The organism is Mycobacterium colombiense, from assembly GCF_001665835.1.
Classification (GTDB): Bacteria; Actinomycetota; Actinomycetes; order Mycobacteriales; family Mycobacteriaceae; genus Mycobacterium; species Mycobacterium colombiense_A.
In genome coordinates this window covers 114,524-139,759 of record NZ_LZSX01000077.1, presented here as the reverse complement: position 1 = coordinate 139,759, position 25,236 = coordinate 114,524, and the positions used below count along the sequence as shown (strand labels likewise).

Sequence of the window (25,236 nt, the reverse complement as noted above, 5' to 3'; positions counted from 1 at the left end):
TGGACAATCACGCGTTTCGAACCCGACGGTGTCGACATCGCCGTCGAGTACAGCCGCTTCTACGTTGGCGCTCGCTCGGTGGTCCACGGGGGCACACTCCCCATGATCTTCGACCTCATCTACGGAATGGTCATCCACGCCGCGGGAAGAGCGTTCAGCCGCACCGCGAAAATGGAGGTCGACTACCACCAACCCGTCCCCATCGACACGCCCCTGACCGTGCACGGCCACATCCTTGACATCGACGGACGAAAGACAACCACCCACGCCGAACTGCGCGGACCCGACGCCGGTGTCCTGGTAACCAGTCAAGGCCTGCTGATCAGCCCGAGAACCACTGGCAAACGCCAGGGGTGAGGGCATCAAGATCGATGCTGAGCGAGAGCGGAAGGGGTCGCCGGTGCGTTTCACATTCACAGATGTGATGACGCGATCGGAGTACCTGCCGCACTTGGCGGTCGCCGCCGAGGCCGCGGGATACGACGGGTTCACCATCCCCGATTCCATTGCCTACCCGCAACATTCCGATGCCATCTATCCGTACACGGCCGACGGCGACCGCAGCTTCCTCGAAGGCAAGGAATTCATCGAGCCTTTCGTGCTCGCCGCAGCTCTGGGCGCCGTGACGAAGCGAATCCGCTTCAACACCTTCGTGGTGAAGTTTGCACTCCGCTCACCCGTGCTCTCCGCCAAGCAGGCCTTTTCAGTCGCAAAACTCACCGGAGACCGCCTCGGCTTGGGTATTGGCATCGGCACCAGTCCCTACCCAGACGACTACCTCATGGCAGGCGTCGACCCGGCCCACAAGGGCGCCCGGATGAACGAGGCGATCGAGATCTTTCGTGGGCTGGAGTCCGGCGAGTTCTTTGAGTTTCACGGTCGCTTCTACAATGTCCCGTCGCTGAAGATGTGTCCCGTTCCCTCGCAGCCGATCCCGTTACTCATCGGCGGCCACTCCGATGCCGCACTGCGTCGTGCCGCGAACAAGGGCAATGGCTGGATGCACGCGGGCGGTCCCACCCAAATACTCGAGCAGATGGTCGGAAAATTGCACGCGCTGCGTACTGAAGCGGGAAAAGCGGGCGAGGCGTTCGAGATCCACGCCGCCACCCCGGATTCGCGCACCGTCGATGGGTGTAAGCGCCTGGCGGACATGGGCGTCACTGACGTCGTGGTCGGCTTCCGCAACCCCTACATCAAGGGCGACGACACCCAGCCGCTCGCAGACAAGCTGGCCAAGCTCGAGAGATTCGCCGAGAAGGTCATTTCAAAGGTCAACCGCTGAGGGCATCACACATTCTGGAGATGGCAACGGGCCGGCAATACCGCAGCAACGCCCGCGCTCGCACTTTCGTCACCGTGACACTTATCCGCCAACGCGAAAACGGGAAAGTCATGTTCGTACCGACACAGCCGCCCGAAAACTTCGATGTCCCACTCTCATATAGATTGCCGACGCCGACCGCTACATGCCAGGACTTCAGTGGCAAGGTACCGTGACCGGACCCCGTGAACTCGTCCACGGCGAACGAGAGTCGCTCCAATTGGTGCCGTTCGCCTCCTAGCGCGGATGCTGACTGGCCACAGGTCGCGAATCCTAGCTCTGGGCCGGCGTGCCGATCAACAGGTGAGGTGCTCCGTCAACGGCGTTGATCCGGCGGTGTTGCACCGTGAGTCCCGCGCTTTGCAGCGTGTTGATGACTTCGGGTATGGGACGAAGGCGGAAGCCGTTGCCAGTAAAGGGTAACTTCGCCATCGTCTCGGGGTCGGCAACGCCAACTACGATGCGTCCCGAGGGTTCGGTCACCCAGGCCAACTCGGTGAGCGCCTCCTGCAGTTCGGCGATGAAGTAAATGGTGTTGATGATCAGGACACCGTTCAAGGTCCCTTCGTCGAAGGGCAGTAGGGTCAGCGACCTGGTGCAGCGCCAACCGCCCCGCCGCGAGGTCGCGCTGATACCGCTGTGCGGCCTGTTTGAGCATCGTGTCCGACACTTTCACCCCATGGACGCGGCCCGACCGGCCAACGCTGTCAAGTAGCAATTTCAGGCCTAGACCGCCGCCAAATCCGACATCGGCCACCACGGGGTCGTCGTCGGCATGCAACGCCAGCACAGCTGCGCTCACGAAGCCCGGTTACCTCGATTGAGCGCAAGCCCGACAATCCGGCCACCCACGCCGCGTGGATGGCCGAGCTGCTTGGCGATACCGGCCATGAGCGCGCCCCAAGCTGCCATCTTCTGAACCGTACCGGCCTGTCGTGTTCGACACCCACACGATTCGCGGATCTGACGAACGAGCACTCGCTGGCCGGACTGCTCTGCGCTGCCGACCGGGAAAGTGACACCAGTCATCGAGGGCATCCCCAGTGTGGAAGCCGACGAGTTGGCGGCCGCTCACAAGCGCATCGCTGCGCTGGAAGCCGAACTGGCGTTGACCGCGATGCCTGCTGTTCGATGAACAGCTGGTGGTACCCCCACAACGCCGACGCGCGATCCACTGACAACGGGTTGCACCCTGTGGCGGCGGCAGCTGGTAATCGGCTCTAGTATCGGTCATACAGCGCATGGTTAATCGCATGACCGGTGGTTACCGATGACCGAGAAGCATGAATCAGTCGGACGCAGCTGCGGCCGGTCGGCCTGGGCGCTGGAGGGCGCTGACGGCCGGGCCGATCCAAATGCCCAGCAGCCTCCGAAGTTCGGAGCTGCCTGTGGTGTGTGGAGACATGATGAATGACTGTAGGGTACGCAACACGATCTGCAGGACGTCCTCGATGGCCGACGGGGGGAAGGTCGACCAGTTGACGTCGAGGCGGTCGAGGATGAAGCGGCCGAACATGCGGGCGGTGTCGTTGGCCAACGTGACCTGTTCGGCGACGGCCGCGTTGCGCGGTGACCGCAGCATGAGCCCGATGTAGGGGTCTTTGGGCAGGCGTTCCAATGTCAGTGCGATGCCCTCGATGATGGCCGCGGCGGGATCGATGATGCCAGACAGGGACGTGGCGAGCTGGTCCATAAAGTCTTCGGTGGCATCGGTTGCGGTCGCCTGCAATAGTTCGTCGGTTGATCGGAAGTAGTGGTAGACCGTTTGCCGCGTCACGTTGAGGGCGCGCGCGACATCGGCCAAGCTGATGCGCTCACCGTGCTCGTCGATGCTCGAGCGTGCGGCAGCGATGATGCGCGCTACCGCTTCCTGGTCGCTGGCGGGAACGTCGCCGCCCCATCCACGAGTCCGCACCGCGAGCCTCCTGTCAATTCGCTGCTCCCGTCCGGGCGTGACGATAGTCCACCGAGAGTGATTCGACCGCTTCGACAGCCCTGATGTACGGTCATACGATCAAGTAGAATACGTATGACCGATCGGGAAGGAACCGTGATGAACACGACGACGTGTCCGTTCGGTAGGGGCTTCGATTTCACCGATCCCGACGTGTTGCTGGCGGGGCTTCCGGTGACACAGTTCGCCGAACTTCGTCGCACCGCGCCTGTTTGGTGGAACGAGCAGCCCGAGTCGATCTTCGGCGACGGTGGTTACTGGGTGATCAGCCGGCATGAGGATGTCAAGGCGATTTCTCGCGACGGAGAGCGGTGGTCGACCAATCGCAAGGGGGCGGTCATGCGTCTGCCCGAGGGCGTGACCGCTGAGCAGCTCGAGCTGACCAAGGCGTTGTTAATCAACCACGACGCGCCTGACCACACCAGGCTGCGCAAGCTCGTGTCGAGGCTGTTCACGCCGCGCGCCGTTGCCCACCTTGAAGACAAGCTCTCCGCGGCGGCACGTGAAATCGTGTGCGCTGCCGCGCAGAAGGACAGCGGCAATTTCGTTGACGATATCGCCATGAGATTGCCCCTGTCGGCGATCGCGGATCTCATCGGTGTACCGGAGGCGGACCGCGAGAAGTTGTTCGACTGGACCAATTCCATTATGAACACTGATGATCCGGAGTTCGATTGTGATCCTGCGGTGGCCAATGCCGAACTGATGGCCTACGCCTACGGCATGGCCGAAGAGCGGCGCCGCTGCCCGGCCGACGACATCGTGACACGTCTGATCGAAGCCGACGTCGACGGGGACGCGCTCGGTGATGTTGAATTCGCGTTCTTTGTCATCTTGTTGGCGGTGGCGGGCAACGAAACCACCCGCAACGCCATAACGCACGGGATGAACGCTTTCTGTGATCGTCCGGATCAGTGGGAGCTGTTCAAGCGCGAGCGTCCTGACACCGCGGTCGACGAAATCATCCGCTGGGCCAGTCCCGTGCATTGTTTTCAGCGCACCGCACTTGCCGACACCGAAGTTGGCGGGGTGAATGTTCGCCAGGGCCAGCGCGTCGGCTTGTTTTACAGTTCGGCGAACTTCGATGACGAAGTTTTTCACAATCCCTTCGAGTTCGACATCTTGCGTGACCCCAACCCGCACTTGAGTTTCGGCGGCAATGGGGCTCACTACTGCATCGGGGCAAACCTGGCGCGCATGGAGATCAAACTCATCTTCAACGAGCTGGCCGATCAGTTGCCGGACATCTCCAAGATCGCCGAGCCGCAACGACTTCGTTCAGGATGGATCAACGGCATCAAGACCCTTGACGTCGCCTACGGCGCAGCCGGTCCCGGCGTCTCAACCCGGGACCAGTGGGCATGAGCCACCGGCATTCGCATCAGTTACACGCCGACACCGTCCGCCCGGGCCCGAGCTTCTAAGGCGCTGGCATGCCCTTGTCGCCAGAAGACTACCGCGAGGTCGAGCAAGGCTGCCGCGAGTTTTTGCTGCCGGCCTCACGAAGTCCGCAAACCCCACGGCAGCGAGAACGTTGGCTGCGGATCATCCACGCGACCGTAGAGGTCGCCGCGCAGGGCGGCTACAGCGACGCTCGGATGCGAGAGGTCGCGCGTTGCGCCGGAGTATCCATGGCGACCGTCTACTACTATTTCCCGTCCAAGGTCCACTTGCTGACGGCGGCCCTCGCATATGAACTGAGTCGCTTCGACCTTGCCATCGGCGACGAGATCGGCCTCAGTGACCCGTTGGCTCGCCTGCGCTTTGTTGCCGACCGGCTCGTTGATGCGATGGAACGCTCCGATCGCATCACCGATGCCCTCACCCACGCCTATGTCGCGGCGTACGTCACCGGTATCGATGAGGGTGAGCAGGTTCGCTGCCAGACGATCGACCTGTTGGCTAGACATCTCGATCAGGAGCAGCACGCCATCGCAGAGATCCTTGCAGACATCTGGACTTCGGAGATCATCTCTCTGGTACAGGAGCGTTCCTCGTCCACCGATTTACGTGCTCGCATGAGAACTGCAATCCATCTGCTCGATCGGCACCCGTCCAACGATGACACCCAACGCAAATCGGAGCCACGCACGAACCATGAGCACGCCGCATCGGCAAAACCGGTTCCGGCCGGCCACGTTGCGTGCTCATTCCAACACGGCGGTGGGCTAAACGCTGATGCAAAGTCAACCCCGCTCGACGTGCCAGGACCCTAAGACATGCGAGCTTCCCGGCCGCAAAGCCTTGCGCGAAAAGGGTGATCGGTGCCATGACCGCGGGGGATTGTTGCAGTTGCCGACATCGGTTGTAACGCAGTCCGTCTTGCGGTCGGGTTGCGCCTCGCGGCGTTACCTGCAGGCCATCACCACTCCTCGTGGTAGGGAGCAGCAGGAAAGGAATGCACGGGGTGCAGATTTCGAAAGTGGTGCGCAGCGCGTGGTTGCCGCTGTTGATCGTGGCGGTCATGGTGGTGGGGGGCTTTGCCGTGGTTCGGGTCAAGTCGTTCTTTGGCGCTCACGACACCGGTGTCATGACGAGCCCGCGGCTGGATGATTCGAAGCCGTTCAAGCCCAAGGTCGTTAAGTACGAGGTCTTTGGCTCGGCCAGCCAGGCGAACGTGAACTACTTGGACTTGTCCGCCGACCCGAGGCGGGTCGACGGTGTGCCGCTGCCGTGGACGCTGGTTCTCAGCACGACGGCCCCGTCGGTCTTTCCGAACCTTTCGGCACAAAGCGACGGCAGTTCCCTCGGTTGCCGCATCACCATCGATGACGAAGTCAAGGCCGAGAACATCACCCACGGCGTGCACGCCCTGACCTTCTGCTTGGTGAAATCCGCATGAGCACAACAGTCGACGACACCCGCACCGACGTCATCCCCGTCGTCAAAGAACCCGTGCATGACAAGATGCCGCGGATCATCCGCACGCTCGCCGTACCGATCATTCTCGGCTGGATCGCGATCATCGCGGTGCTCAACGTCGTCGTCCCCCAGCTGGACGAGGTCGGCAAGATGCGTTCGGTGTCAATGACGCCCGACGATGCGCAGTCGGTGGTGGCGACCAAGCGCATGGGCGCGATATTCAACGAGTACAAATCGAATAGCTCGGTCATGATCGTCCTCGAGGGCCAAAATCCCCTGGGTGCCGACGCGCACGCCTACTACGACCAGGTCGTCAAGAAGCTCGACGCCGACACCAAACACGTTGAGCACGTGCAGGATATGTGGAGCGATCCACTGACCGGGGCGGGCGCGCAGAGCACCGCGTTCGACGCGGTGCTTTCCAATCAGATCCACGACATCGGCGACCAAGGAGACGGCGAAGTCGCAGACGTGTACAACGCACTTCGTGAGTCCAATAACTTACGGCCGAAAGCCAATGGGTACCTCCAAAGGAACGGCCGACGCTTAGGCCAGCTAACTAGATTCCCATCTTTGTGGCGGATCCGCCATTTCTGCGTCACGAAGATGGGAATTCCGCCACCTTGGATGGGAACCTACACACGCGGCTTGTGGCTTCTCATGTTTCGTGTCCACACGCGCGCCCGTGACCTGCACCGTCAGCGACGTTCTCACGCCATGTCCACACCCGGGAATCTCACTTTTGTGTCCACCGCGTCGTACGCCGCGATGTCCACAGATTGGACCTGCCAGTACCTGTCTGCCGTAGCCGATGCTGTTTAGTCACGTGACGCGACCCAACTGGGCCGCCCACCTGATGAAAGTGCGGTTCGACTGCTTGAACTGGAATGGTCGCACCCCGAGAATTGGTCCGCGACGGATGAGAGTCATTTATCGGTGTTCTAGGCGCAGCGTACCGAGTGGATGGATGGGGCGTGGAAAGACAAGGAGGGGTCGTGCCCTTCGTGATCATCGGCGCCATTCGCGGGCGCCTGAATAATGTTGGCAATGTCAATGTGAAAGATCACCGGTGTTGAGGCTGGTTCCGTTGACAGCCGTTATGGCCGGGGGGCGCCCGTTGATCTAGTCGTCAGTGCCCGCATTTCACTGATCGCCTGAGCGGCGGTGGGTGCGCCTTGCGGATCGATGAGCGATTGGATCATCAGTCCGATCAAGATGGCCAAGGGGATGGACCCGCCCATGTCAGCGCGCGCGCGCCGCTGGCCGTGTGCCAGACGTGTACGTAGCTCGTCATTGCGTTGGGCCGCCACGATCGCTTCGAGCTGCGATGTCCACAGCGACTTATCGGTTGCGAAGGACTCGATCAGTGCTCGCCACCGATCGGCGGGGGCAGCGGACCGTCCGTCCGGCGCCATCCGGCCGTCCAATTCATCGAGTTCCTCAACGAGTGCCTCGACGAGTAGACGTTCACGGTTACCGAAGTGGTAGCCGATGGCAGCATGACTCACACCAGCGCTGGCGGCGATGTCGCGCACCGTGGTGTTCGACCAGCCACGTTCGACGAGGCACTGCTTGGCCCCTCTCAGCAGGTCTTCGCGGTTGCCCATGCTGACAGGTTAATTGTCATCCATCGGTTGCACAATTGGATTGACCAAGTGGATTGACCAAATGGTCAAGTCCCATTACGGTGAGGAACACCGGAGACCGGCGCACACATCGCTCGTCTTGACCCGATTGACGGGAGGCACGCCATGGCACACGAAGTCCTTGGCCGCGTCGAACAGATCACGGCGCGGCTGGCATCGACCGCTGACGACACTGAACGCCTCGGCAAGCTGTCGGATGAGAGTGTGTCGCTAGTCCGGCAGGCCGGTGTTATGCGGATGCTGCAACCGACCGAGTTTGGCGGTCACGCGGCCCACCCCCGCGACTTCGCCGAAGCAGTCATGGCAGTCGCGGCGGTCTGCGGCTCCACCGGCTGGGTGTGCGGGGTCGGTGGTGTGCACCCGTGGGAGATGGCGCTGATGGACCGCCGGCTGCAAACCGAAGTGTGGGGTGATAATCCCGATACCTGGATCGCTTCCCCGTACGCGGCGCAAGGCATCGCAACACCGACCGACGGTGGCTACGTTCTCAGCGGAAGATGGAATTTCTCCTCCGGCACCGACCACTGCGACTGGATCTTCCTCGGCGCACTCCTCGGGGCCCCCGACGGCACGCCCGCCGAGCCGGTGAAGATGCTGCACGTGGTGTTGCCCCGCACCGACTACACCATCGTCGAGGACTCCTGGGACGTCATCGGGCTTTGCGGTACCGGCAGCAAGGACATCATCGTCGACGCAGCGTTCATCCCGTCCTACCGCACGATGGACGCCGAGCAGGTCGCCTCCGGAACGCAGGGCGCAGCACAAGGCGGACGCAGCGAAACGCTCTACAAGCTTCCCTTCTGGGCAATGTTCCCCCTGGGCATCACCGCTGCGGTCATCGGCATCACTGAGGGCGCCCTGGCCGCCCACCTTGACTATCAACGCCATCGGGTGGCCGCAACGGGCACCAAGATCAAAGACGACCCCTACGTGCTGTTCGCGATCTCCGAGGCGGCCGCCGAGATCGCCGCGTCGCGTCTGCAGCTGCTCGACGGGATCAGCAGACTCTACGACCGCGCGGACTCTGGTCTCCCGGTCACTTTCGAAGACCGATCCGTGGTGCGGCGCAACCAGATCCGCTGCGCCTGGCGCGCTGTTAGCGCTGCAGATGACATCTTCGCCCGCTCCGGGGGCAACGCCGCGCGCAAGAACAACCCTTTGCAACGCTTCTGGCGCGATGCCCACGTCGGATTGGGACACGCCATCCACACCCCCGGCACGATCTATCACTGTGCCACGTTGACCACGATGGGCATCGACGCGCCGCCACGACTACGCCCCATGATCTGAAGGACCACAGCCCAACACGTCACGTCAGTGTCGGCGAGCCTGCGGTGAGGAACATCCAGCGCGTGCGCATCAACCGTCGCCGCAACGCACGTGGCGAGGCGGGCCACGCCAACCTCGCCGAGCGGTGCAACCTCGACATGCGCAAGTCGTTTCCCCGCGGAACCGACTTGACCGAGGCGCCGGCGAGCTCCTGGAAGAGACCCACACCTCCAACACCGCCGCGGCAAGAAGAGCCCCGACCACACTGCGCCGCCCACAGACGGGGCATGTTTTAACTGGGTTTACCTCGATTGATGACCCGCAGCACTTGGTCGGGTCGATGTCCGGGCCAGAAGGCATGCATCGCCCACGTCGCGCCCGCGGCGGCAAGCCCGTCGAGATCGTCGCCCGGACGAGCGACCACGGCGATATCGAAGTCCTCGCGGCTTCCACGCACGGCCGTGATTTCCGCAGCGACGCGTTTGACCCCTTCCACGTCCACGCCGAGCGGAAACACGCCGTCAAACCGAGCCGCCCGCTCGATCGGGCGACCCATGGTGCGTTGAGTTCCGAACCAGAGCGGAATGCGTGGCTGCTGCACGGGACCCGGAATGGCGCGGACGTCGTCGGCAGTCACCACCCCGCGGAGGGTGACGGTCTCTCCACCCCATAACCCCGTCAGTACCGCGACACCCTCGTCGAGGGTGCGGCCGAGCCGCAGCGCGTCTGCTTGCTCACCGAAGGCCGAATACTCACGCCCGACGTCGCCGCCGGTGCCCAAGCCCAAGACCAACCGCCCCCGGCTCAGCCGATCCAATGTCACGGTCTCTCGAGCTAGCTTGATTACCCGTCGGCGCGGCAACGGGGTCACCATCGGCCCCAGCCGGATCCGATCCGTCACCATGGCCGCCGCAGCCAACACCACCCACGGATCGGCGATCTCCCATTCACCGCCCAGGGGGCTCAGGACATGATCCCAAACGAAAAACCCATCCCAGCCCGCATGTTCGGCGGCCCCAGCGATGTCGGCGATCGCACCAGGGTCAGCCAACGTTCCGAACAACGGGACGTAGATTGCATGACGCATACGCCAACCGTAACGTCGAGCCGTCCGCACACCAGCGATCGTCCAGCGCCACAGCACTTGGAGCCGCAATCACGACGACGCTCCGGGCGAGACCCGACTCGATGCGACCCGTGCTGTGCCGCGCCACCCAACCCGGACAGCTCAGGCGGGCGAGAATCAGCGGTGGGTGCAGGTGGCGGCATAGCCGGCTGGGGCCTGGTACCCCAGCGATGAGTGCCGGCGGCGATGGTTGTAGTCGTGCTTCTAGTCGCTGATGACGACGCGGGCCTGGGCCAGGGACCAGAAGCTGTTGATGTCGAGGCATTCGTCGCGGATACGGGAGTTGAACGATTCGACGTAGCCGTTTCGCCAGGGCTCACCGGGCGGGATGAAGTGCAAGCCGGCCTGGCCGTCGGCCCAGTCAGCCATTGCGCTGCAAGCCAATTCGGGCACGTTGTCACAACGGAGCACGGTCGGATACGTGCCACGCTCGGCGGCCACGCGGTCCAGCTCGTTGATGAGGTGATCCCCGGTGATGCTGCGCTCGACCATGTCACCGAGGCACTCGCGAGTGTGTTCGTCGATAATCGAAACGATCTTGATTGGCCGACCGTCTGTGGTCACGTCGAACTGGAAGTCGACCGCCCACACACGGTCGGGCCTATCAGCGGTCATCGGAACCACCCCCACCGAACGGGCACAGTTCATCGTCACCACCATCCGCGACCACCTCACCCGACAAACCTGCACCCACCACATCGCCCAACTCGACACCATCAGAGCCGTGCTCGAAACACCGGTGCGGTGGTGTCCAACGTGCGGAACTCGCCTGCACGCGAGTTGATCTGGGCAATGTCCTGGCTGCGCTCTTGGTTGACGTGCCAGCCTGGGCGTCGCGTGTCATCCGGTACTCCACCACCCTGGCACATCTGGCAGCGCAGTATCGAGTCTCTTCCGAGACGACAGATTTTGCAGCGCGGTGCGCGCCTCTCCCCGTCGATGGCGTTGCATCACGTCACAGCGACGCAAGTGGGCTCGCATTGCAGGAGCCCCCACTGCGGGTGGACCGCGAATCGCTCGCTATGGGAGGCGACGGGGTGTTTGCCAGCTTATTTCGGCAGCCGAAACCGCCGCCGCGCCTTGAAACACCGATGCTCGCGCCCTGGTCGACGAAACCGGCCGTCGCGCCGTGGTCGGTGGCCAGCAGGACATGCTGGTCGGCATCGCGCTGGACCTCCACCGCACGGTTTGGGAGTTCAGCGTTTTCGCGCTGGCCGCCGCGCGGATGCGGAGCGAGACTTTGGACTGTCGGGTTCGGCGCTCCATCGTTGTTCGGATGGTCGCAACCCGTTCAGCAGGCGGTGCAACAGATCAGCGCATTCGCCGCGAACACGCATTTTGTCATCTTCGCTTGCTTCGGCGAGCACGACGCAGGCAGCGTGGAGCATCTCGTAGCAGATCCGCACGGTGGTCGACTCCGCTTTGCGTTCTAGGTATCCGGCATCCATCAACGCGATAATGAGGCCTTCAACCAGCGCGTAGGAGCCTTGTTCGAACTCTCGCCAATGTTCCCATCCCAGCGCCAGCGGACCCTCCTGCCAGACGAGTTTGCCGTAGATGGGAGAACACGATTCATCGAGAAACACATCCAGCGCCGCGATCGCGGCGTCCCACGGATCGCTGAATTGGACCGCCGCGACGGTGATGCGGCCCCTGACGTCTGCCTGGAGCCGGTCGAGCACCGCTTCGAAAAGCGCTTTCTTACCAGCGAAATGATGATAAATCGCGCCCCTGCTCAAAAGCCCTGCGGCAGCGATCTCTTCCAAAGACGTGTGGGCGAAGCCACGCTCAGCGAACAACGCGGTCGCCTCGTCAAGGATCGCAGTCCGCGTCGCTTCCGAGTAGAGCTCACGTCGGTTCTTGACAGACGACATAACCCGAATATAGTGACATACACAGCGTATGTGAACGACAGTGAGTTTGTCAGCAGCGCGCCGTAGGTCGATGGCGGCACTGTCGCCGGCGGCCGTTAGTTAGTACGCACTGCGCTCGAGATCCGGAGTTGTCATGCAGATCCCGAGACGGTGAGACCGCAGCGGGGTTAACGGTGGGCACACGCTGTGAAGACCCGGATCGGTGTTGGCGGCCGGGCACAGAATGCGAAGCCCCTCCAATGGAACAGGAGACGGGATGATCCTCACGAGGTTAGGTGCGCTAGCACAGCGCAGACCGCGAATCATCGTCGGGGCAGCACTGCTTTTCGGTTTGCTCGCAGGCGTTTTCGGCGCACCGGTGAGCACGCACTTGCCTGCGGGCGGATATGACGATCCACACTCGGAGTCCGCGCGGGCTCAGGGCTTGCTGGCCAACGACTTTCACGCCGGTGGCATGCCGATCATCTTCGAGATCACCGACCCGGCGGGAGTGGATAGTCCTGATGTGCGTGCTCGGGCCCAGACGGTGCTCGACGTTTTGCATCACTCGTCATATGCGCAGCAGATCGGCTCCTACTGGTCGGCGTCGCCCGCGATCGCCGCATCGCTTATCAGCGCGGATCACCGCACCGGTCTGATCGTCGCGCAGATCGCCGGCACCGATAGCGATGCGCCGCCCCGAGCTCACGAGATCGCGGATTCCGTTGTGGGAACACACGGCACCGTCACCGTGAGGGCCGCTGGTCAGGCAATCGCCTATTACGACGTCAACCGCCAGTCACGCATCGACCTGATCGTGACCGAAGCGATTGCAGTGCCGGTCACCTTCGCAGCCCTGGTGTGGATCTTCGGCAGTGTGCTCGCCGCGATACTTCCCATCGCCGTGGCTGTCTTCGCGATCGCAGGAACGACTGCGGCATTGCGAGGCCTGTTCATGGTCACCGATGTGTCGGTTTTCGCGCTCAACTTGGCCACTGCATTATGTCTGGCACTGGCCATCGACTACACCCTGTTCATCATTAACCGATATCGCGACGAACTCGCGGGTGGTCACAACACCGCGGACGCAATGGCGCGCACCATGACCACCGCCGGACGCACCGTCGCCTATTCCGCGGTCACCGTGGCGCTGTCACTGGCAGTCATGGCCATATTCCCGATGTACTTCCTGCGTTCACTGGCCTGGGCCGGACTCACCGCTGTGTCGCTGTGCCTCATCGGCGCCTTGGTCGTCGCGCCGGCGCTGCTAACACTTCTGGGTGAGCGCATCGACAAATGGGACATCCGCAAACCCGCGTATCGGTTGATGGGCCGACAGGCTCCGGCGCACAAGGCGCCGCACGACACGTTCTTCTACCGAAGTGCGGTCGTTGCGATGCGCCATGCCATTCCGGTTGTCCTGCTGGTCACAACGGTGTTCATCATCTTGGGCGTCCCGTTGCTTACGATGAAGGTCGCCTACCCCGATGACCGCATCTTGCCGACCACCGCCCAATCCCGTCAAGCGGGCGACATCATGCGCGCCGAATTTCCGCAGTACGGCAACGCAATCCGCATAGTGCTCCCATCCGGCGGGCCGCCGGCCGCGGTCAGCGACTATGCCCTGCAACTCTCCCGGGCCACCGACGTCCTGGCTGTCGCCGCACCAGGCGGAACCTACATCAACGGCGCACGAGTAAGCACCGACAGCATCGGCGCAGCGCAAATCGACGGTGCAAGCTACCTGACGGTCTCGAGTGCACTCGATCCCTACTCATCTGCCGGCAAGGCCCAACTCGCTGACCTCAAACACATTCGCGCGCCTGCGCCGACCCTCTTCGGCGGCGTCGCCCAACAAAACATCGACGACGTCAACGCCATCACGAGCACGCTACCCGTGGCCTTCGCCCTCATCGCAGCGGCAACGTCGCTCCTCGTATTTCTGCTCACCGGAAGCATTCTGCTGCCGATCAAGGCCCTCGCGATGAACACGCTGTCCTTGACCGCCGCATTCGGCGCGATGGTCTGGATCTTCCAAGACGGCCACCTCGGCGGCTTCGGCACCACCACCACAGGGCACATCAACGCCGCATTCCCGCCGTTCATCTTCTGCGTCGCCTTCGGCCTGTCCATGGACTACGAAGTGTTCGTAGTGTCTCGCATCCGCGAAGAATGGCTCAACACCGACCGCGCAGCTGGCGCCAACGAGCATGCGGTCGCGCTCGGACTGGCGCGAACAGGCCGGATCGTCACCGCAGCAGCAACGGTGATGGCGATCGCTTTCCTCGCGATCATCGCCTCCCAAGTGCAGTCGATGCGCATGTTGGGGACCGGACTGGCGATCACCGTCCTGCTCGACGCATTCCTGATCCGAACCGTTCTCGTACCAGCGTTCATGCGACTCCTCGGACGCGCGAACTGGTGGGCGCCGCCACCACTACGTCGATGGCACGACAGATGGAGACTCACCGACGAGCCACCCAGGTCCGCGTCCGAACCCGCCGAAGAAGTCGTTGACGCAGTATGAACGAAAGCCGTTCAACCAGTGTGGATATCGACGACCAAGAGGCGATACGACAAGCGCAGACTCCCACGCTGCTCGCACATCAAGATCGGCCCTCCGCTGCCCACCTACCGGCACCTCGAACTCGCCACCCCAAGTCACGGCCCGAACACAACCGCGGATCGATGGCCGGCGTCGGGGCCCAAACGGTGCGCACCGACGTCACCGAGCGCACAACAGTCAAGCCGCGCACTGTTGACCCGAGCCTAGCGACCGATTCCGCCGAGTCCCGTATCGAATCTGCTCCCCCCATCACGGGCCCCAACGTCGTCCGCCGAATCGGCGGCCTACCAACGAAACTGCTCGGGATCGCACGATCCCTCCCACGGCCGAATCGTACGAACCGGCGACCGTACTGCCCGTCACGCCGCGAGGCCTTTATCGAAAACGCCGCGATGGACCGCGAAATGTTCAGGTTGTAGCTGTGATGCCCCTTCCGGCTAGTGAGACGCCGACGGCTCACCGCGGTGCATTCTCGGACTCCCTGCTTGGCAGTCCGCGCCGCGACGAAGACGAAAATCGCCTGCAACTCGTAAGGCGTCTGGGATGACCGGTGTCCGGTTAGGTGCGGTAGCAGTGGACTGCTCAAATCCTGCCCTACTAGCGGAGTTCTACAAAAGCGTCCTAGGCCTCGAGGTGACGCTATCCTCGCCAGACCTTGTCGTATTCAAGGGGATCGGCTACAGAACTTTTCCTGACATTCGAACGGATTGTTGACCATCGACGTCCAACGTGGCCTGTCGGACCAGTACCCAAACAGATGCACTTGGACGTCGCCGTTGCTGACCTTGACGTCGAGGAGGCCCGCATCCTGGGGCTAGGGGCGACCAAGGCCAACATCCAACCAGATCCGGAAAAATGGCGCGTTCTCATCGACCCCGAAGGCCATCCGTTCTGCATCACGGTGCTGCTCCAATGACCGCGTGGTGCTCACGGGACCCCGCGAATTCATCGAGCCCACGGATCACTACCCGGGTGTCGAGGAAGATGCAGGGGTGGATCAGCCCGATTTCCTGACCTCGACACGGGACAGCTATGACCGCACAGCCTTTGCCTACAGCGAGCGATTTCATCACCATCTCGATAGCAAGCCGGTCGACCTGGCCGTCGTGAACGCGTTCGCCGGGCTCATCCTGAAAGGTCAGGACCGGCGGGTCATCGATATCGGTTGCGGGACCGGAGCGACCACGGCGCTGCTGAACACATCGGGTGTCGAGGTGTCTGGCGTCGACTTGTCACCGAATATGGTTGCTCAAGCCCGACGACTCAACCCTGGCCTAGAATTCGATGTCGGGTCAATGACGAATCTGGACATCCCCGATTGCAGCGTCGGCGGCGTCTGCGCCTGGTACTCGATCATCCACATCCCCGATACCCATCTGACCGGGGTGTTCGCCGAATTTAACCGGGTATTGACCCCCGGTGGTCTGGTGCTGTTGGCGTTTCAGATTGGCGACGAGCCGCGGATCCTTTCCCATGCATTCGGACACGATGTGCACTTGACCCGCAGGTTTCTTGACTACGCCCTTCTCTTCGGCGACGAGCATCTCGGCGAACGCCCCGGCCGCCTTGAGCGACGTCCCGCCCAGCACTTCATCGCCGACGCTGAGCCGGGTGACGCCTTGCCCGACTGCCTCGACGACGCCAGCAAAGTCGTAGCCCATCCCCCGCGGGAACTTGCGGCCGGTCACGATTTTCATGTCGCCGTTGCGGATCTTCCAGTCCATCGGATTGGCTGCCGCTGCCCGCACACCGACCAGCACCTCGCCGGCGCGGAGCCGCGCCGGCTCGAAGTCCTCAAGGCGCATAACCTCGGGCCCGCCGTACTGGTGATACTGGATCCGCTTCATCGTTGCCATTGCTGGGCCTCCGAAGGTCGGGCTGATGTCATCGGGTGACATCACCGACCGTACCAGGCGATGTCACTTTGTGACATCGCTGATTCCTAGTTGTTATCCTCGGCTCGTGCGCTGGCAGCCGGGCAGTAACGAGCGACTGCGGAAAGCTGCACTCGATCTGTTCAGCGAGAAGGGCTTCGAACAGACCACGGTCGCTGATATCGCTCAGCGCGTGGGAGTGACCAAACGCACATTCTTCCGGCACTTTGAAGACAAGCGCGACGTACTGTTCGGGGGCACAGAGCAGCTTGAACAGCTGCTCGCTGACGCAACGGTCAATGCGCCCGCCGGGCTGCCACCGTTCGAGGCGATCGCCGAAGCCGTCGCCGGCCTGGACTGGTTAGCGATCGGTCGACGCGAAGACCAACGTCAACGTCAGGCGGTGATCGCAGCCAGTCCCGACCTCACCGAACGCGAATTGATTAAATTCGAAGCCCTCACCGCGGCGCTCGCCGAGGGACTGCGCCGTCGCGGCAGCGACGACACCACTGCTCTTCTCGCCGCGCAGGCTGGGATGACCGTCTTCCGAACCGCATACCGACGCTGGCTCGAGGCAGACACCGACCTCGACATGGCGCACATCATCGCCACCACCCTCGCCGACCTACGCGCAGTAATCTCGACGCAAAAACCCAGGAGCTAACGCTCACAGCACCTTTGCGCTGTCACGCCCGACTCAACCGGGGCGTCAAGAAAGTCCGCAACCGGAACGCGAGGACAAGCTCGCGGCGCTCGGTTGCCCACAGTCTTCGGCAAGTTCGCGGCGACGTCGAGCACCTGTTGTCCGCTTCGACGACTAATCCGGCGAGCACTGAGCCGCTCGTAGATGAGCGAGTCCTATTGAACGCGCTGGCAACCTTGCCGTCGCGATAGCAAGATCACTAAAGGCCCGGTTGCGCGTTGCCGGGATCACCATCGCGTTTGCTGATGAACGCCGCCAGAGTCGCGCCGGTGCGCCGTCATAGCCCCACCGCGAATTGCACCTGTCCGAGCCGGCACCAAAGTTCGAGAAGGGCCCAAGTCGTCGATTGTTCCGACGAATCGAGCGCGAAAGGAGGAGTCCCGAAGAGATCAACATCCCGCCGGGCACTGTTGGGCTAGCGGTTAGCCTCGGTTGCGGCACATAGTGCGTGCAGCATGCGGTTATGGTCGTTGTCGGCCTGCTCCGGGAGCAGGAAACGGCGGCGCAGGAAGGCGTAGGACAGTTCGTGGCGAGGGTCGACCAGCGCCTGTTGCCCTCCGGCTCCGCTGTGCCCGAAAGCGCCTTGCCCGAGGCAGGGATAGACCTCGGCGACGGGGTGGAAGCCGACCGCCCAAGCCTTATGCTGCCGCAGCACCAGATCCCATCCGACGTACTGAATCTGCGCGAACGCCGCAGCCGTGTCCCGCGTGAGAAACGGGGCTGCGCCGTCGGTGGTGCACGCGGCGGCCGAGTAGAGCTTGGCTAGCGCGCGGGCCGTGCCGATGCCGCCGAACGATGCCGGTCCGTTGGATCTGACCGCCTGCAGGTTAGGCAACTCCCACACCTCACAGCTCTGCCGGTGGTGGCGGTTGAAGGCAATGCCGCTGAGGCTTTGCGTGTCGGTAGCGGCTGCGGCAAGGTCGCGGAGCCGTTCCGGGGTCGCCACCATGGGCTGGGCCGGCAGGAAGCGGTGCTCCTGCTCGGCAGACAATCCCAAGTGCAGATCTAGCGAGTAGGGGTCGCGCAGGCGCGTAATGAACAAGTCCTGCACAGTCTCTCCTGTGGCGCGGCGCACCACTTCTCCGCTCAGCGCCGCCATGGCAAGGGCATGGTAGCCGGCCGCGGTTGAGGGCCGCCAGAATGGAGCCTGGGCGCCGAGGCGCTCGGCAACCAGACGGTCGTCGGCCAGTTCTGCCAGGGTGAATCCGGCGGTGGCCCCCACCAGTCCGGCTTGGTGGGAAAGAAGCTCGCGCAGCAGGATTTCGTGCTTGCCGTGCGCTCCGAACTGCGGCCAGTAGTGGCTGACTTTCTGATCGAGGTCCAACACGCCTTCCTGGACGAGCAGGGCGACGATCAGGTGGGTCACCCCTTTGCTGGCGGAGTAGATCCCCAACAGCGAATCGCGGCTGGCCTGCGCTCCGGCCCACAAGTCCACCACCAGCTCACCGCGATGGTAGGCCGCCACTTGCGCGTCCAAGTCGACGCCTTCTGCGGCCACGATCGCCGCGAACTCATCGCGCACGGCTTCGAATCCGGCGGCCGCCGTGCCCCATACGTCAGGTGGTGTCATTGACGCTCCTTGAGGTGGTGCTCCAAGAACGGGAGTGAACGCGCCAACGTTAGCCACATTTAGTGACCATTGGCAACTAATGGTCCCGGGGCGGGTGACGTTACGCTCGATTCCGATGCCTTGTCGAGGCAGCGACTGTCTGACCAGCCGTGTCAGTATCATTTGGCCATGGCATTTTGGGCTGAAGCGCGTCGTCCGCCCGGTCGGCCGGCTCAGCTTAGCCGCGAGCAGATTGTTGAGGCCGCGTCCTGCGCGGAAAACCTCGACACCCTGACCATGCGAGAACTGGCCAAGCGTCTCGACGTGAGCCATAGCGCTCTTTACCGCTGGGTCAAAAACCGCGACGAACTGTTCGACCTCATCAGCGACGTCCTCATCGATCGCCTCCTTCCTCCAGGAGAGACGCCCGGATTAGCCTGGCAGCCCTTCCTGGCACGCCTCGCGTGGCACATGCACGATCAGTTCCTCGCGCTGCCCGGCTACGCCACGCACCTATCTCGGCCCCACCCGCACAACGCCCACTCCACTGGCCGGCTCCACGACGCCATCGTCACCGCCTTCCGTGACTCCGGAGTCAGTGCCGATCTCGCCGAGCAGAGCTATTACATCTACGTCACCTCGCTGATCAGTTGGCTTGCGCACCAGGAGAATCCCCTGCGCATCGAACCGAAGATGCCGCGGTTCGACCTCTTCCTCGACACCCTCTTGCGTGGGCTCCCCGCTCGCGAACCGGGAAGCCCGCGCCCGTAAGCGTGTTCGCTACCGTTCGGCCGTGGTGCACGGTGCACGGTGCACGGTGAAGGTCGCGGAACGCACCGATCCGCAAGGTTTGACATGCCTGGCTCAGTGGCTCTGCGCCGGTCACGTCCGCGGGGCGATAGATCATTGCCTGAGTCGTCCTGAGCAGCGCATCGCGCTGGCCGGCGTGTTCTGGATCATCATCTGCGAAGCCGGCCGGCGCACCGTCGAAGGCGAAAGCCAAGAGGTGATCGCCGACGGCCTGTACCCGATGACCGAAAACGTCCTCGACGAACTCGACCGCTGGCTCAAGGCGTCGCGAGCGCCGACATCAGCGTGACGCTGGCGCGTGCGTGCCCGGTGGCGGTGAGTCTGGGAGTTCACACCGGCGGAAGGTCGAGCATGGCCGCATCATCATTCTTCTTCGGCGCAGCAATCGTCACGTGCGACGACACCGCGCCCACCGCCGAGGCCGTTCTCGTCACCGGCAGACAGATCGCCGTCAGAACTGACGAAGAGCTTCGCTCCTGGGCCCGTCGCATCGGAGCCCAGGAGGTCACCTTGGTGGGCTTTATCGACGCCTACCACCACTTCTTGTTCGCCGCCCTGGACCGTCGCTCGGACCTACGTCTGCCTGCGGGGACCAGCGTTTACGACGTGCTTGACCCCGTGGACGCCGCTAGATGTGGCATCACCACCGCTCCACCGGGTCTTGCCAGCGATCTACCCGACGAGGTGATCTTGTTTGATGGCGATGGGAAATTTCATGGTCATTTCGCGTTCCTCGTTTTCAGGTCTGGGCTGCATGGGAGTAGGGGGAGCCCGCGGGTTAGGCGCTGACGACGGGGATCACTAGATACGACTGGTATTGCGGGCCGGTGTGCACGGTGACGGTCCCGGTATAGATGTCAGCTGGTCGGTCGCGCTCATCGTTGTGCAGGAACGGCCCGGATCCAGTGAATGGTGTCGCCAATCCGGGCTGGGCGCCCGCGGCCCCGGGGTAGATGTAGTCGTGGCCCTGCACATCGAGGGTCAGGGTGTAGCCGCGAGGCAGCGCCAGGCTGGTGGGCCAGATTTCGACGTCGAGTTCGTACACGGCTCCCGGGGTGAGGGGCTCGGGTTGCTCGTGGCGGTGGACCGGCAGGAACGGCCGCGACTCGTCGGTGTCCAACGTCCGGTGAGAGGCGCGCAGCCAGCCTTGGCTGACCGGGGTGTGTGGGTCGTTGGCGCCTTCGAATACCACCTCGGTGCCGTCGGGTGAGAACGCGCGCACCACGACGAAGATGTCGGTATCGGTGGTGGCGCAGGCGACGTGCAGCTTGGCGGCGAGTGGGCCGGCGAGCTCGGTGTCTTCGGGGCAGATCCAGGTGAAGCTGGCTCTGTCGTGGCCGGGGCGGTAGGAGGCGGAGGCGTCGAGGGTAGGTGGTGTCGGCGTCATGGTGCCGTGGGCGGCGTCGAGGAATAGGCGCGTCCAGTCGGTGTCGGGCAGCGGCCACGTCGTCGCGGTCCGCAACCCGACGCGACCATCGGCGTGGCGGGTGCGCAGCTGCACGCGGGGTTGGTGCTGCCAGCCGGTGTCCTGGCCTTTGAGGAAGTGGCCGAAGAACCGCTTCTGCAGTTGCAGCCCGTAGTTGGCGTAGAACAGTGACCAGTGGGTTTCGTTGTGGATCTCGAGCCATTTGTCCGCGGATGCGGCCAGTTCGAAACCGCGGGTGTTGCCGCGCAGGTGTAGTCCCAGCCCGCCCCAGTTGCCGGCAGATAGCAGCGGCACGGTGATTTTCGAGAAGTCCGGGGTGCGGTCGCGGTGGTAGTCATCAACGAGGGGATGGCGGCGGATGGTCTGACCCAGATCGACGCGTCGGGCGGTCAGTTCCTGTGCGGTAAATGTTTCATCACCACAGATCAGCTGTCCGGTGTGCGGGTTGCGCCCGCCCTGCTCGCCCAGCCCGTACTGGCCCAACATGGCATACCAATGATCGACGAACGTCGACAGGATGCCGCCGTGGTAGGCCATGTCGCGATACCAGTCCGCCGCACCCTCCCACACGCAGATCGCGGCCAGGTGTGGCGGTTGCTGTGCGGCCACCCGCCACTGGTTGATCGCGTAGTAGGAGATGCCGTTGAGCCCGACGCGCCCGCTGCTCCACGGCTGCTGGGCGGCCCACTCGATGCACTGGTAGAGGTCGGTGGTCTCGCGCTCGGAAAACGGGTCGAGCAACCCCGGCGAACGGCCGGCGCCGCGGGAGTCGACCCGCACACACACATACCCGTCGGGCACCCATTTCTCGGGGTCGACGAGTTCATAGTTCTGGTAGGCGCCGCTGGATCCCCGGGTCACCTCGGGATGGTCGGCGACCAGCTTCTCCCAGGCACCCGACAGGAGCTGCTGAAACGGCTTGCCTTTGCCGTAGGGGCCGTAGCTCAAAATGACGGGATAGCTGCCCGCCGCCGTGGGGCGAAACACGTCGGCCCGCAGCAGCAGGCCGTCGTCGGTGGCGATGGGCACGTCCCATTCGATGGTCATGTGGTCGACGACGTCGATGCGATAGGCGCTGTGGGTGGTCAAATTCTCGGTCATGGTGGTCCCGTGCGTTTCTGGTAGTGAGGACTGAGGGCAGTTGTCGCGAGCCGATGAGGGGCGGTCTACGCGGAGGTGAAGTAGCCGGCCCGGTTCAGGTCGGTGAGCAGACCCGGTTGGGTGGGTCGCCATCCCAGCTCTTGCTGGGTCAGCGTGCTGGATACGTGGTTGTCGGTCGAGACGAACGGCGCCAGCCAGCCGAAGTGAGCACTGGCCTTGTCCTGGCCTATCGCTGTGATCGGTACATCGAGGTTCTCGGCGATGACCGCGGCGATGGCGCGCATCGGCACCCCGTCCTCGGCGACCGCGTGGTAGCGGGGCCCGGCTGACCCTTTGTGCAGGGCCAGGGTGAACAGATGGGCGGCATCGGAGCGATGCACGGCGGGCCAGCGGTTCTGTCCGTCCCCGACGTAGGCGGAGGCACGTTTTTTGCGTGCGATCCCGATCAGGCGCGGGACCATGGCGGCGTCGCCGTGACCGTGCACCGACGGGGGGATCCGTAGCACCGAGGCGCGGACTCCTCGCGAGGCGAGTGCCAATGCGGCTTCTTCGGACGGGATGCGGGCGGCGCCGGGCGAACCGGGGTCAGGTGCCTCCTGCTCGGTGACCAGGTGACCAGAGGCTAGGGCCATGGTGGGGAAGGCGACCACGAGCGGGCGCCCGGTGCCTTCCAGCACGGCGCCGAAGGTCTCGATGGCGCGCAGGTCGGCGCCCACGCTGGCCGCCGCGAACCGAGCCATCACGTTGCGCGGGCTGCCGCCGAGCACAATGCGCAGCCGCGTCGAGATGCCCGGGTGGGAGATCCCGTGAAAGAACGCGGTGTGGATGACGCCGTCGGCGTCAGCTGCCGCGCGGCGCAACCCATTGAGGTCCTCGATATCGCCGCGGTGCACCTGGGCGCCCGCCTTCTGCAGCGCCTGTGCGCCGGCATCACTGCGCGCCAGTCCCAGCACGTCGTGGCCGTCGGCCAGCAATTCGGCGACGACGGCTGATCCGATGAACCCAGTGGCTCCGGTAATGAAAACTCGCATGATGAACTCCTTCGACGGGGGTTGCCGGGCGGCGGGTGGCTACCCGGCCGGGGTGGTGGCGCTAGTGGTAGTAGTGGGCGGCGTTGAGGTCGGCGAGCAGCCCCGGTTGGGCGGGCCGCCACTCCAGTTGCTTCTCGGTGACCTCGCTCGAAGCGGGGACGTCGAGTGCGAAGATGGCGCCCAGCAGCCCGAAGTGCGTGAAGGCTTCCTCGGCGGTGATGGCCTGCACCGGTAGCTGGGTGTGGCGGCTGATGGTCGCGGCGATGTCATAGACCGGGACGCCGTGATCGGCGACCGCGTGCAGGCGCGCACCCGCGGGCGCGGCTTCGAGGGCCAGCCGATACGACACCGCGGCGTCCAGACGATGCACTGCGGGCCAGCGATTCGTACCGTCCCCGGGGTAGGCCGACACGCCCGTCTCGCGGGCGGTCCCAATCAACTGGGCGGCAAAACCATGATCACCGGGACCGTGCACCGAGGTCGGCAGCCGCAGCACCGAGGCGCGCACATCCCGGCCGGCCAACGCCACCACCGCGGCCTCCGAGGCGTCCACCCGCGGAGTCCCCGCCGCGGCGATGTCGTGTTCGGTCGCCAATCGCCCCGGGGCGATGAACGTGGTCGCCGAAGTGACCACCAACGGCCGACCCGATCCCGCCAGCGCTTCGCCGATCGTTTCGATGGCGCGCCGATCGGTGTGCGCGGCCGCCATGAAGTCCGCAGACATGGCGGCGTAGGCCGTGTGGATGACACCATCGGCTGCCGCCGCGCCGCGGCGCAGACTGTCCAGATCCTCGAGGGCGCCGCGATGCACACCGGCCCCGGCGTCCCTCAGGGACGCCGCGGCGGCTTGCGAGCGGGCCAGCCCAACCACCTGATGGCCCGCGCTGAGCAACTCTGCGACGATGGCGCTACCAACGAATCCGGTTGCGCCGGTGACGAAGACACGCATGACGAACTCCTCGAGGTCAAAACAGTCAGGCTGGCCAGGTGCTGCACCGGATCGGTGTCGGCCGGTAATCCCACGATGGGCCCCAGGGGCGGCGCGGGTCCAATGAATGTTTCGCCAAACGCGTCCCGATTCATGCAACACCGCAGCTCAAGCGTTGTTCAGGCAACAGCGGCCCGGCCGGACTGGGCTTAGGCTGGACGCATGCCCGATACGTCACCGCCAGCCGACCTGGACCTGTTCTTGGTGCGCTGCTTCACCGTGCTGGCCGAGCATCGCCATTTCGGGCGCGCCGCGGCGGCCCTTCATGTCACTCAGTCCTCATTGAGCCGCCAAATTAGCCGCCTCGAACAGCAGCTGGGTGCTCGCCTCATCGACCGCACCCCCCAAGGCAGTCGGCTCACCGAGGCCGGTGAGGTGTTCTTGCCGCTGGCCGCAGCCGTGCTGCGTTCAGCCCAGCAGGCCACCGCGCGCACCCGCGCCGCCGCCCAACCCAGCCGCATCACCATCGGGCACACCGCCAACCTGATCATCACCCCCGCAGTGCGCGAACTGCGGTTCCGCCATCCCGACGCCGACGTACACACGATGCATTTGGCCTGGGACGAACCCCGCGCGGCGCTGCTGGATCACCGGGTGGACGCCGCAGTGGTGCGGCTGCCCTTCCCCACCGACCAGCTGCGCGTGACCGTTCTCTACGACGAACAACGGGTGCTGCTGGTGCCACGTGATCACCGGCTGGCCGGCAAGGAATCCATCACCCTCGACGACGTCGCCGACGAACCCGTTCCGCGAGGCCACGACCCCGCCTGGGATGCGTTCTGGCGCATCGATCCTCGCCCGGACGGACGCCGGGCACCCGACGGCCCCCTGATCGAAGCCTTCGAGGACAAATTCGAAATCGTGGCCAGCGGGCAAGCTGTGGCCATTGTCCCCGCCGGCGCGGGCTTCGAAGGCGTGCGCCCGGACCTGACCACCGTGCCCATAGAAGGCGTGGAGCCTAGCCGCGTCGTGCTGGCCACCCGCGCCACCGACCGCAACCGGCTCGTCGTGGCGTTCCGCAAATACGCCGAGGCGCATCTGAGCAAAGCACCGACAACCGCGCAATAGCCCGGGCCGCGGCCTTGCGCACCCGGCGTTGGTGATCAGCGCGACGACAGCAAGAGTTGCCGCCCGGGCCAGGGCCAGTGCTGTAA

22 protein-coding genes and 4 pseudogenes are annotated in these 25,236 nt (G+C 64.0%); 15 read left to right on the top strand and 11 right to left on the bottom strand.

The window, feature by feature from the left end; all coding sequences use genetic code 11:
* Positions 1–357, top strand: a 357-nt coding sequence (locus A5760_RS18375) for a PaaI family thioesterase (protein ID WP_196772125.1), incomplete at its 5' end; no start/stop codon positions are given.
* Positions 358–400: 43 nt separating this feature from the next.
* Positions 401–1,285: a TIGR03619 family F420-dependent LLM class oxidoreductase gene (locus tag A5760_RS18370; RefSeq protein ID WP_064883303.1), complete on the top strand. Its 885-nt coding sequence runs from the start codon at positions 401–403 to the stop codon at positions 1,283–1,285.
* A gap of 312 nt (positions 1,286–1,597) precedes the next feature.
* Here A5760_RS18370 and A5760_RS27420 read toward each other — a convergent pair whose 3' ends face one another.
* On the bottom strand, positions 1,598–1,882 hold the full coding sequence (locus A5760_RS27420; protein WP_231122672.1) for a hypothetical protein: 285 nt from the start codon (positions 1,880–1,882) through the stop codon (positions 1,598–1,600).
* A gap of 730 nt (positions 1,883–2,612) precedes the next feature.
* Complete coding sequence (locus tag A5760_RS18360; protein ID WP_064883301.1) at positions 2,613–3,239, bottom strand: TetR/AcrR family transcriptional regulator; 627 nt, start codon at positions 3,237–3,239, stop codon at positions 2,613–2,615.
* A gap of 138 nt (positions 3,240–3,377) precedes the next feature.
* Here A5760_RS18360 and A5760_RS18355 point away from each other — a divergent pair, with 138 nt between their 5' ends.
* From A5760_RS18355 to A5760_RS27820, 4 genes and pseudogenes are all read left to right on the top strand, one after another.
* Positions 3,378–4,643, top strand: coding sequence for a cytochrome P450 (locus tag A5760_RS18355; RefSeq protein WP_064883338.1), 1,266 nt, complete (start codon positions 3,378–3,380; stop codon positions 4,641–4,643).
* Between the two features lie 68 nt (positions 4,644–4,711).
* A complete protein-coding gene (locus tag A5760_RS18350) occupies positions 4,712–5,494 on the top strand; it encodes a TetR/AcrR family transcriptional regulator (protein WP_064883299.1) in 783 nt (260 codons plus the stop codon).
* Positions 5,495–5,685: 191 nt separating this feature from the next.
* Positions 5,686–6,120, top strand: a complete 435-nt coding sequence (locus tag A5760_RS18345) for an MmpS family transport accessory protein (protein WP_269199197.1) — start codon at positions 5,686–5,688, stop codon at positions 6,118–6,120.
* Positions 6,117–6,596 (top strand): annotated as a pseudogene (locus tag A5760_RS27820) (MMPL family transporter); the annotation flags it as partial. The gene A5760_RS18345 and the pseudogene A5760_RS27820, both read left to right, overlap by 4 nt.
* A gap of 641 nt (positions 6,597–7,237) precedes the next feature.
* On the opposite strand, the gene A5760_RS18335 reads toward A5760_RS27820, so the two are convergent.
* Positions 7,238–7,747, bottom strand: coding sequence for a TetR/AcrR family transcriptional regulator (locus A5760_RS18335; protein WP_064883295.1), 510 nt, complete (start codon positions 7,745–7,747; stop codon positions 7,238–7,240).
* 144 nt (positions 7,748–7,891) lie between these two features.
* Between A5760_RS18335 and A5760_RS18330 the strand changes: the two genes are divergently transcribed.
* Positions 7,892–9,076, top strand: a complete 1,185-nt coding sequence (locus A5760_RS18330) for an acyl-CoA dehydrogenase family protein (protein ID WP_064883293.1) — start codon at positions 7,892–7,894, stop codon at positions 9,074–9,076.
* Between the two features lie 271 nt (positions 9,077–9,347).
* Here the strand turns inward: A5760_RS18330 and A5760_RS18325 are convergent, their stop codons facing one another.
* The 3 genes and pseudogenes from A5760_RS18325 to A5760_RS18315 form a co-directional block, all read right to left on the bottom strand.
* Positions 9,348–10,142, bottom strand: coding sequence for an LLM class flavin-dependent oxidoreductase (locus A5760_RS18325; protein WP_064883291.1), 795 nt, complete (start codon positions 10,140–10,142; stop codon positions 9,348–9,350).
* A 156-nt stretch (positions 10,143–10,298) separates the two neighbouring features.
* Positions 10,299–10,796 (bottom strand): annotated as a pseudogene (locus A5760_RS18320) (integrase core domain-containing protein); the annotation flags it as partial.
* A 581-nt stretch (positions 10,797–11,377) separates the two neighbouring features.
* A complete protein-coding gene (locus tag A5760_RS18315; protein ID WP_064883289.1) occupies positions 11,378–12,055 on the bottom strand; it encodes a TetR/AcrR family transcriptional regulator in 678 nt (225 codons plus the stop codon).
* Between the two features lie 223 nt (positions 12,056–12,278).
* Between A5760_RS18315 and A5760_RS18310 the strand changes: the two genes are divergently transcribed.
* The 3 genes and pseudogenes from A5760_RS18310 to A5760_RS27705 form a co-directional block, all read left to right on the top strand.
* Positions 12,279–14,561: an MMPL family transporter gene (locus tag A5760_RS18310; RefSeq protein ID WP_064883287.1), complete on the top strand. Its 2,283-nt coding sequence runs from the start codon at positions 12,279–12,281 to the stop codon at positions 14,559–14,561.
* Positions 14,562–15,255: 694 nt separating this feature from the next.
* Complete coding sequence (locus tag A5760_RS27710; RefSeq protein ID WP_331237121.1) at positions 15,256–15,516, top strand: VOC family protein; 261 nt, start codon at positions 15,256–15,258, stop codon at positions 15,514–15,516.
* 4 nt (positions 15,517–15,520) lie between these two features.
* A pseudogene (locus tag A5760_RS27705) lies at positions 15,521–16,030 on the top strand (class I SAM-dependent DNA methyltransferase); the annotation flags it as partial.
* A 135-nt stretch (positions 16,031–16,165) separates the two neighbouring features.
* On the opposite strand, the pseudogene A5760_RS27815 reads toward A5760_RS27705, so the two are convergent.
* Positions 16,166–16,324, bottom strand: a pseudogene (locus tag A5760_RS27815) (alcohol dehydrogenase catalytic domain-containing protein); the annotation flags it as partial.
* Positions 16,325–16,562: 238 nt separating this feature from the next.
* Here A5760_RS27815 and A5760_RS18295 point away from each other — a divergent pair.
* A complete protein-coding gene (locus A5760_RS18295; RefSeq protein ID WP_231122669.1) occupies positions 16,563–17,138 on the top strand; it encodes a TetR/AcrR family transcriptional regulator in 576 nt (191 codons plus the stop codon).
* Positions 17,139–17,592: 454 nt separating this feature from the next.
* On the opposite strand, the gene A5760_RS18290 is transcribed toward A5760_RS18295, so the two are convergent.
* Positions 17,593–18,747, bottom strand: coding sequence for a serine hydrolase domain-containing protein (locus tag A5760_RS18290; protein ID WP_064883283.1), 1,155 nt, complete (start codon positions 18,745–18,747; stop codon positions 17,593–17,595).
* 168 nt (positions 18,748–18,915) lie between these two features.
* On the opposite strand from A5760_RS18290, the gene A5760_RS18285 reads away from it, so the two are divergent.
* The 3 genes from A5760_RS18285 to A5760_RS18275 all read left to right on the top strand — a co-directional run bounded on the left by A5760_RS18285 (position 18,916) and on the right by A5760_RS18275 (position 20,325).
* Positions 18,916–19,497 (top strand): TetR/AcrR family transcriptional regulator, encoded by a 582-nt coding sequence (locus tag A5760_RS18285; protein WP_064883281.1) that lies wholly within the window; start codon positions 18,916–18,918, stop codon positions 19,495–19,497.
* Positions 19,498–19,519: 22 nt separating this feature from the next.
* Positions 19,520–19,825 carry a hypothetical protein gene (locus A5760_RS27010; protein ID WP_196772123.1) on the top strand — a complete coding sequence of 102 codons (306 nt, stop codon included), beginning with the start codon at positions 19,520–19,522 and terminating at the stop codon, positions 19,823–19,825.
* 62 nt (positions 19,826–19,887) lie between these two features.
* A complete protein-coding gene (locus tag A5760_RS18275) occupies positions 19,888–20,325 on the top strand; it encodes a hypothetical protein (protein ID WP_064883278.1) in 438 nt (145 codons plus the stop codon).
* Here the strand turns inward: A5760_RS18275 and A5760_RS18270 are convergent.
* From A5760_RS18270 to A5760_RS18260, 3 genes are all read right to left on the bottom strand, one after another.
* Positions 20,315–22,063 (bottom strand): CocE/NonD family hydrolase, encoded by a 1,749-nt coding sequence (locus A5760_RS18270; protein ID WP_064883276.1) that lies wholly within the window; start codon positions 22,061–22,063, stop codon positions 20,315–20,317. The genes A5760_RS18275 and A5760_RS18270 overlap by 11 nt on opposite strands.
* A 65-nt stretch (positions 22,064–22,128) precedes the next feature.
* Positions 22,129–23,094: an SDR family oxidoreductase gene (locus tag A5760_RS18265; protein WP_064883274.1), complete on the bottom strand. Its 966-nt coding sequence runs from the start codon at positions 23,092–23,094 to the stop codon at positions 22,129–22,131.
* Between the two features lie 61 nt (positions 23,095–23,155).
* Positions 23,156–24,043 (bottom strand): SDR family oxidoreductase, encoded by an 888-nt coding sequence (locus tag A5760_RS18260; protein ID WP_064883272.1) that lies wholly within the window; start codon positions 24,041–24,043, stop codon positions 23,156–23,158.
* 201 nt (positions 24,044–24,244) lie between these two features.
* On the opposite strand from A5760_RS18260, the gene A5760_RS18255 reads away from it, so the two are divergent.
* Positions 24,245–25,150, top strand: coding sequence for a LysR family transcriptional regulator (locus A5760_RS18255; RefSeq protein WP_064883270.1), 906 nt, complete (start codon positions 24,245–24,247; stop codon positions 25,148–25,150).
* Positions 25,151–25,236 lie beyond the last annotated feature (86 nt).

Bases quoted from the DNA above. Each gene is read 5' to 3' on its own strand.
- A5760_RS18310 (WP_064883287.1), top strand. From the start codon at position 12,279: ATGCGAAGCCCCTCCAATGGAACAGGAGACGGGATGATCCTCACGAGG.
- A5760_RS18335 (WP_064883295.1), bottom strand. From the start codon at position 7,747: ATGGGCAACCGCGAAGACCTGCTGAGAGGGGCCAAGCAGTGCCTCGTC.
- A5760_RS18325 (WP_064883291.1), bottom strand. From the start codon at position 10,142: ATGCGTCATGCAATCTACGTCCCGTTGTTCGGAACGTTGGCTGACCCT.
- A5760_RS18350 (WP_064883299.1), top strand. From the start codon at position 4,712: ATGCCCTTGTCGCCAGAAGACTACCGCGAGGTCGAGCAAGGCTGCCGC.
- A5760_RS18290 (WP_064883283.1), bottom strand. From the start codon at position 18,747: ATGACACCACCTGACGTATGGGGCACGGCGGCCGCCGGATTCGAAGCC.
- A5760_RS18315 (WP_064883289.1), bottom strand. From the start codon at position 12,055: ATGTCGTCTGTCAAGAACCGACGTGAGCTCTACTCGGAAGCGACGCGG.
- A5760_RS18255 (WP_064883270.1), top strand. From the start codon at position 24,245: ATGCCCGATACGTCACCGCCAGCCGACCTGGACCTGTTCTTGGTGCGC.
- A5760_RS18285 (WP_064883281.1), top strand. From the start codon at position 18,916: ATGGCATTTTGGGCTGAAGCGCGTCGTCCGCCCGGTCGGCCGGCTCAG.
- A5760_RS18270 (WP_064883276.1), bottom strand. From the start codon at position 22,063: ATGACCGAGAATTTGACCACCCACAGCGCCTATCGCATCGACGTCGTC.
- A5760_RS18260 (WP_064883272.1), bottom strand. From the start codon at position 24,043: ATGCGTGTCTTCGTCACCGGCGCAACCGGATTCGTTGGTAGCGCCATC.
- A5760_RS18355 (WP_064883338.1), top strand. From the start codon at position 3,378: ATGAACACGACGACGTGTCCGTTCGGTAGGGGCTTCGATTTCACCGAT.
- A5760_RS18275 (WP_064883278.1), top strand. From the start codon at position 19,888: ATGGCCGCATCATCATTCTTCTTCGGCGCAGCAATCGTCACGTGCGAC.
- A5760_RS18265 (WP_064883274.1), bottom strand. From the start codon at position 23,094: ATGCGAGTTTTCATTACCGGAGCCACTGGGTTCATCGGATCAGCCGTC.
- A5760_RS18330 (WP_064883293.1), top strand. From the start codon at position 7,892: ATGGCACACGAAGTCCTTGGCCGCGTCGAACAGATCACGGCGCGGCTG.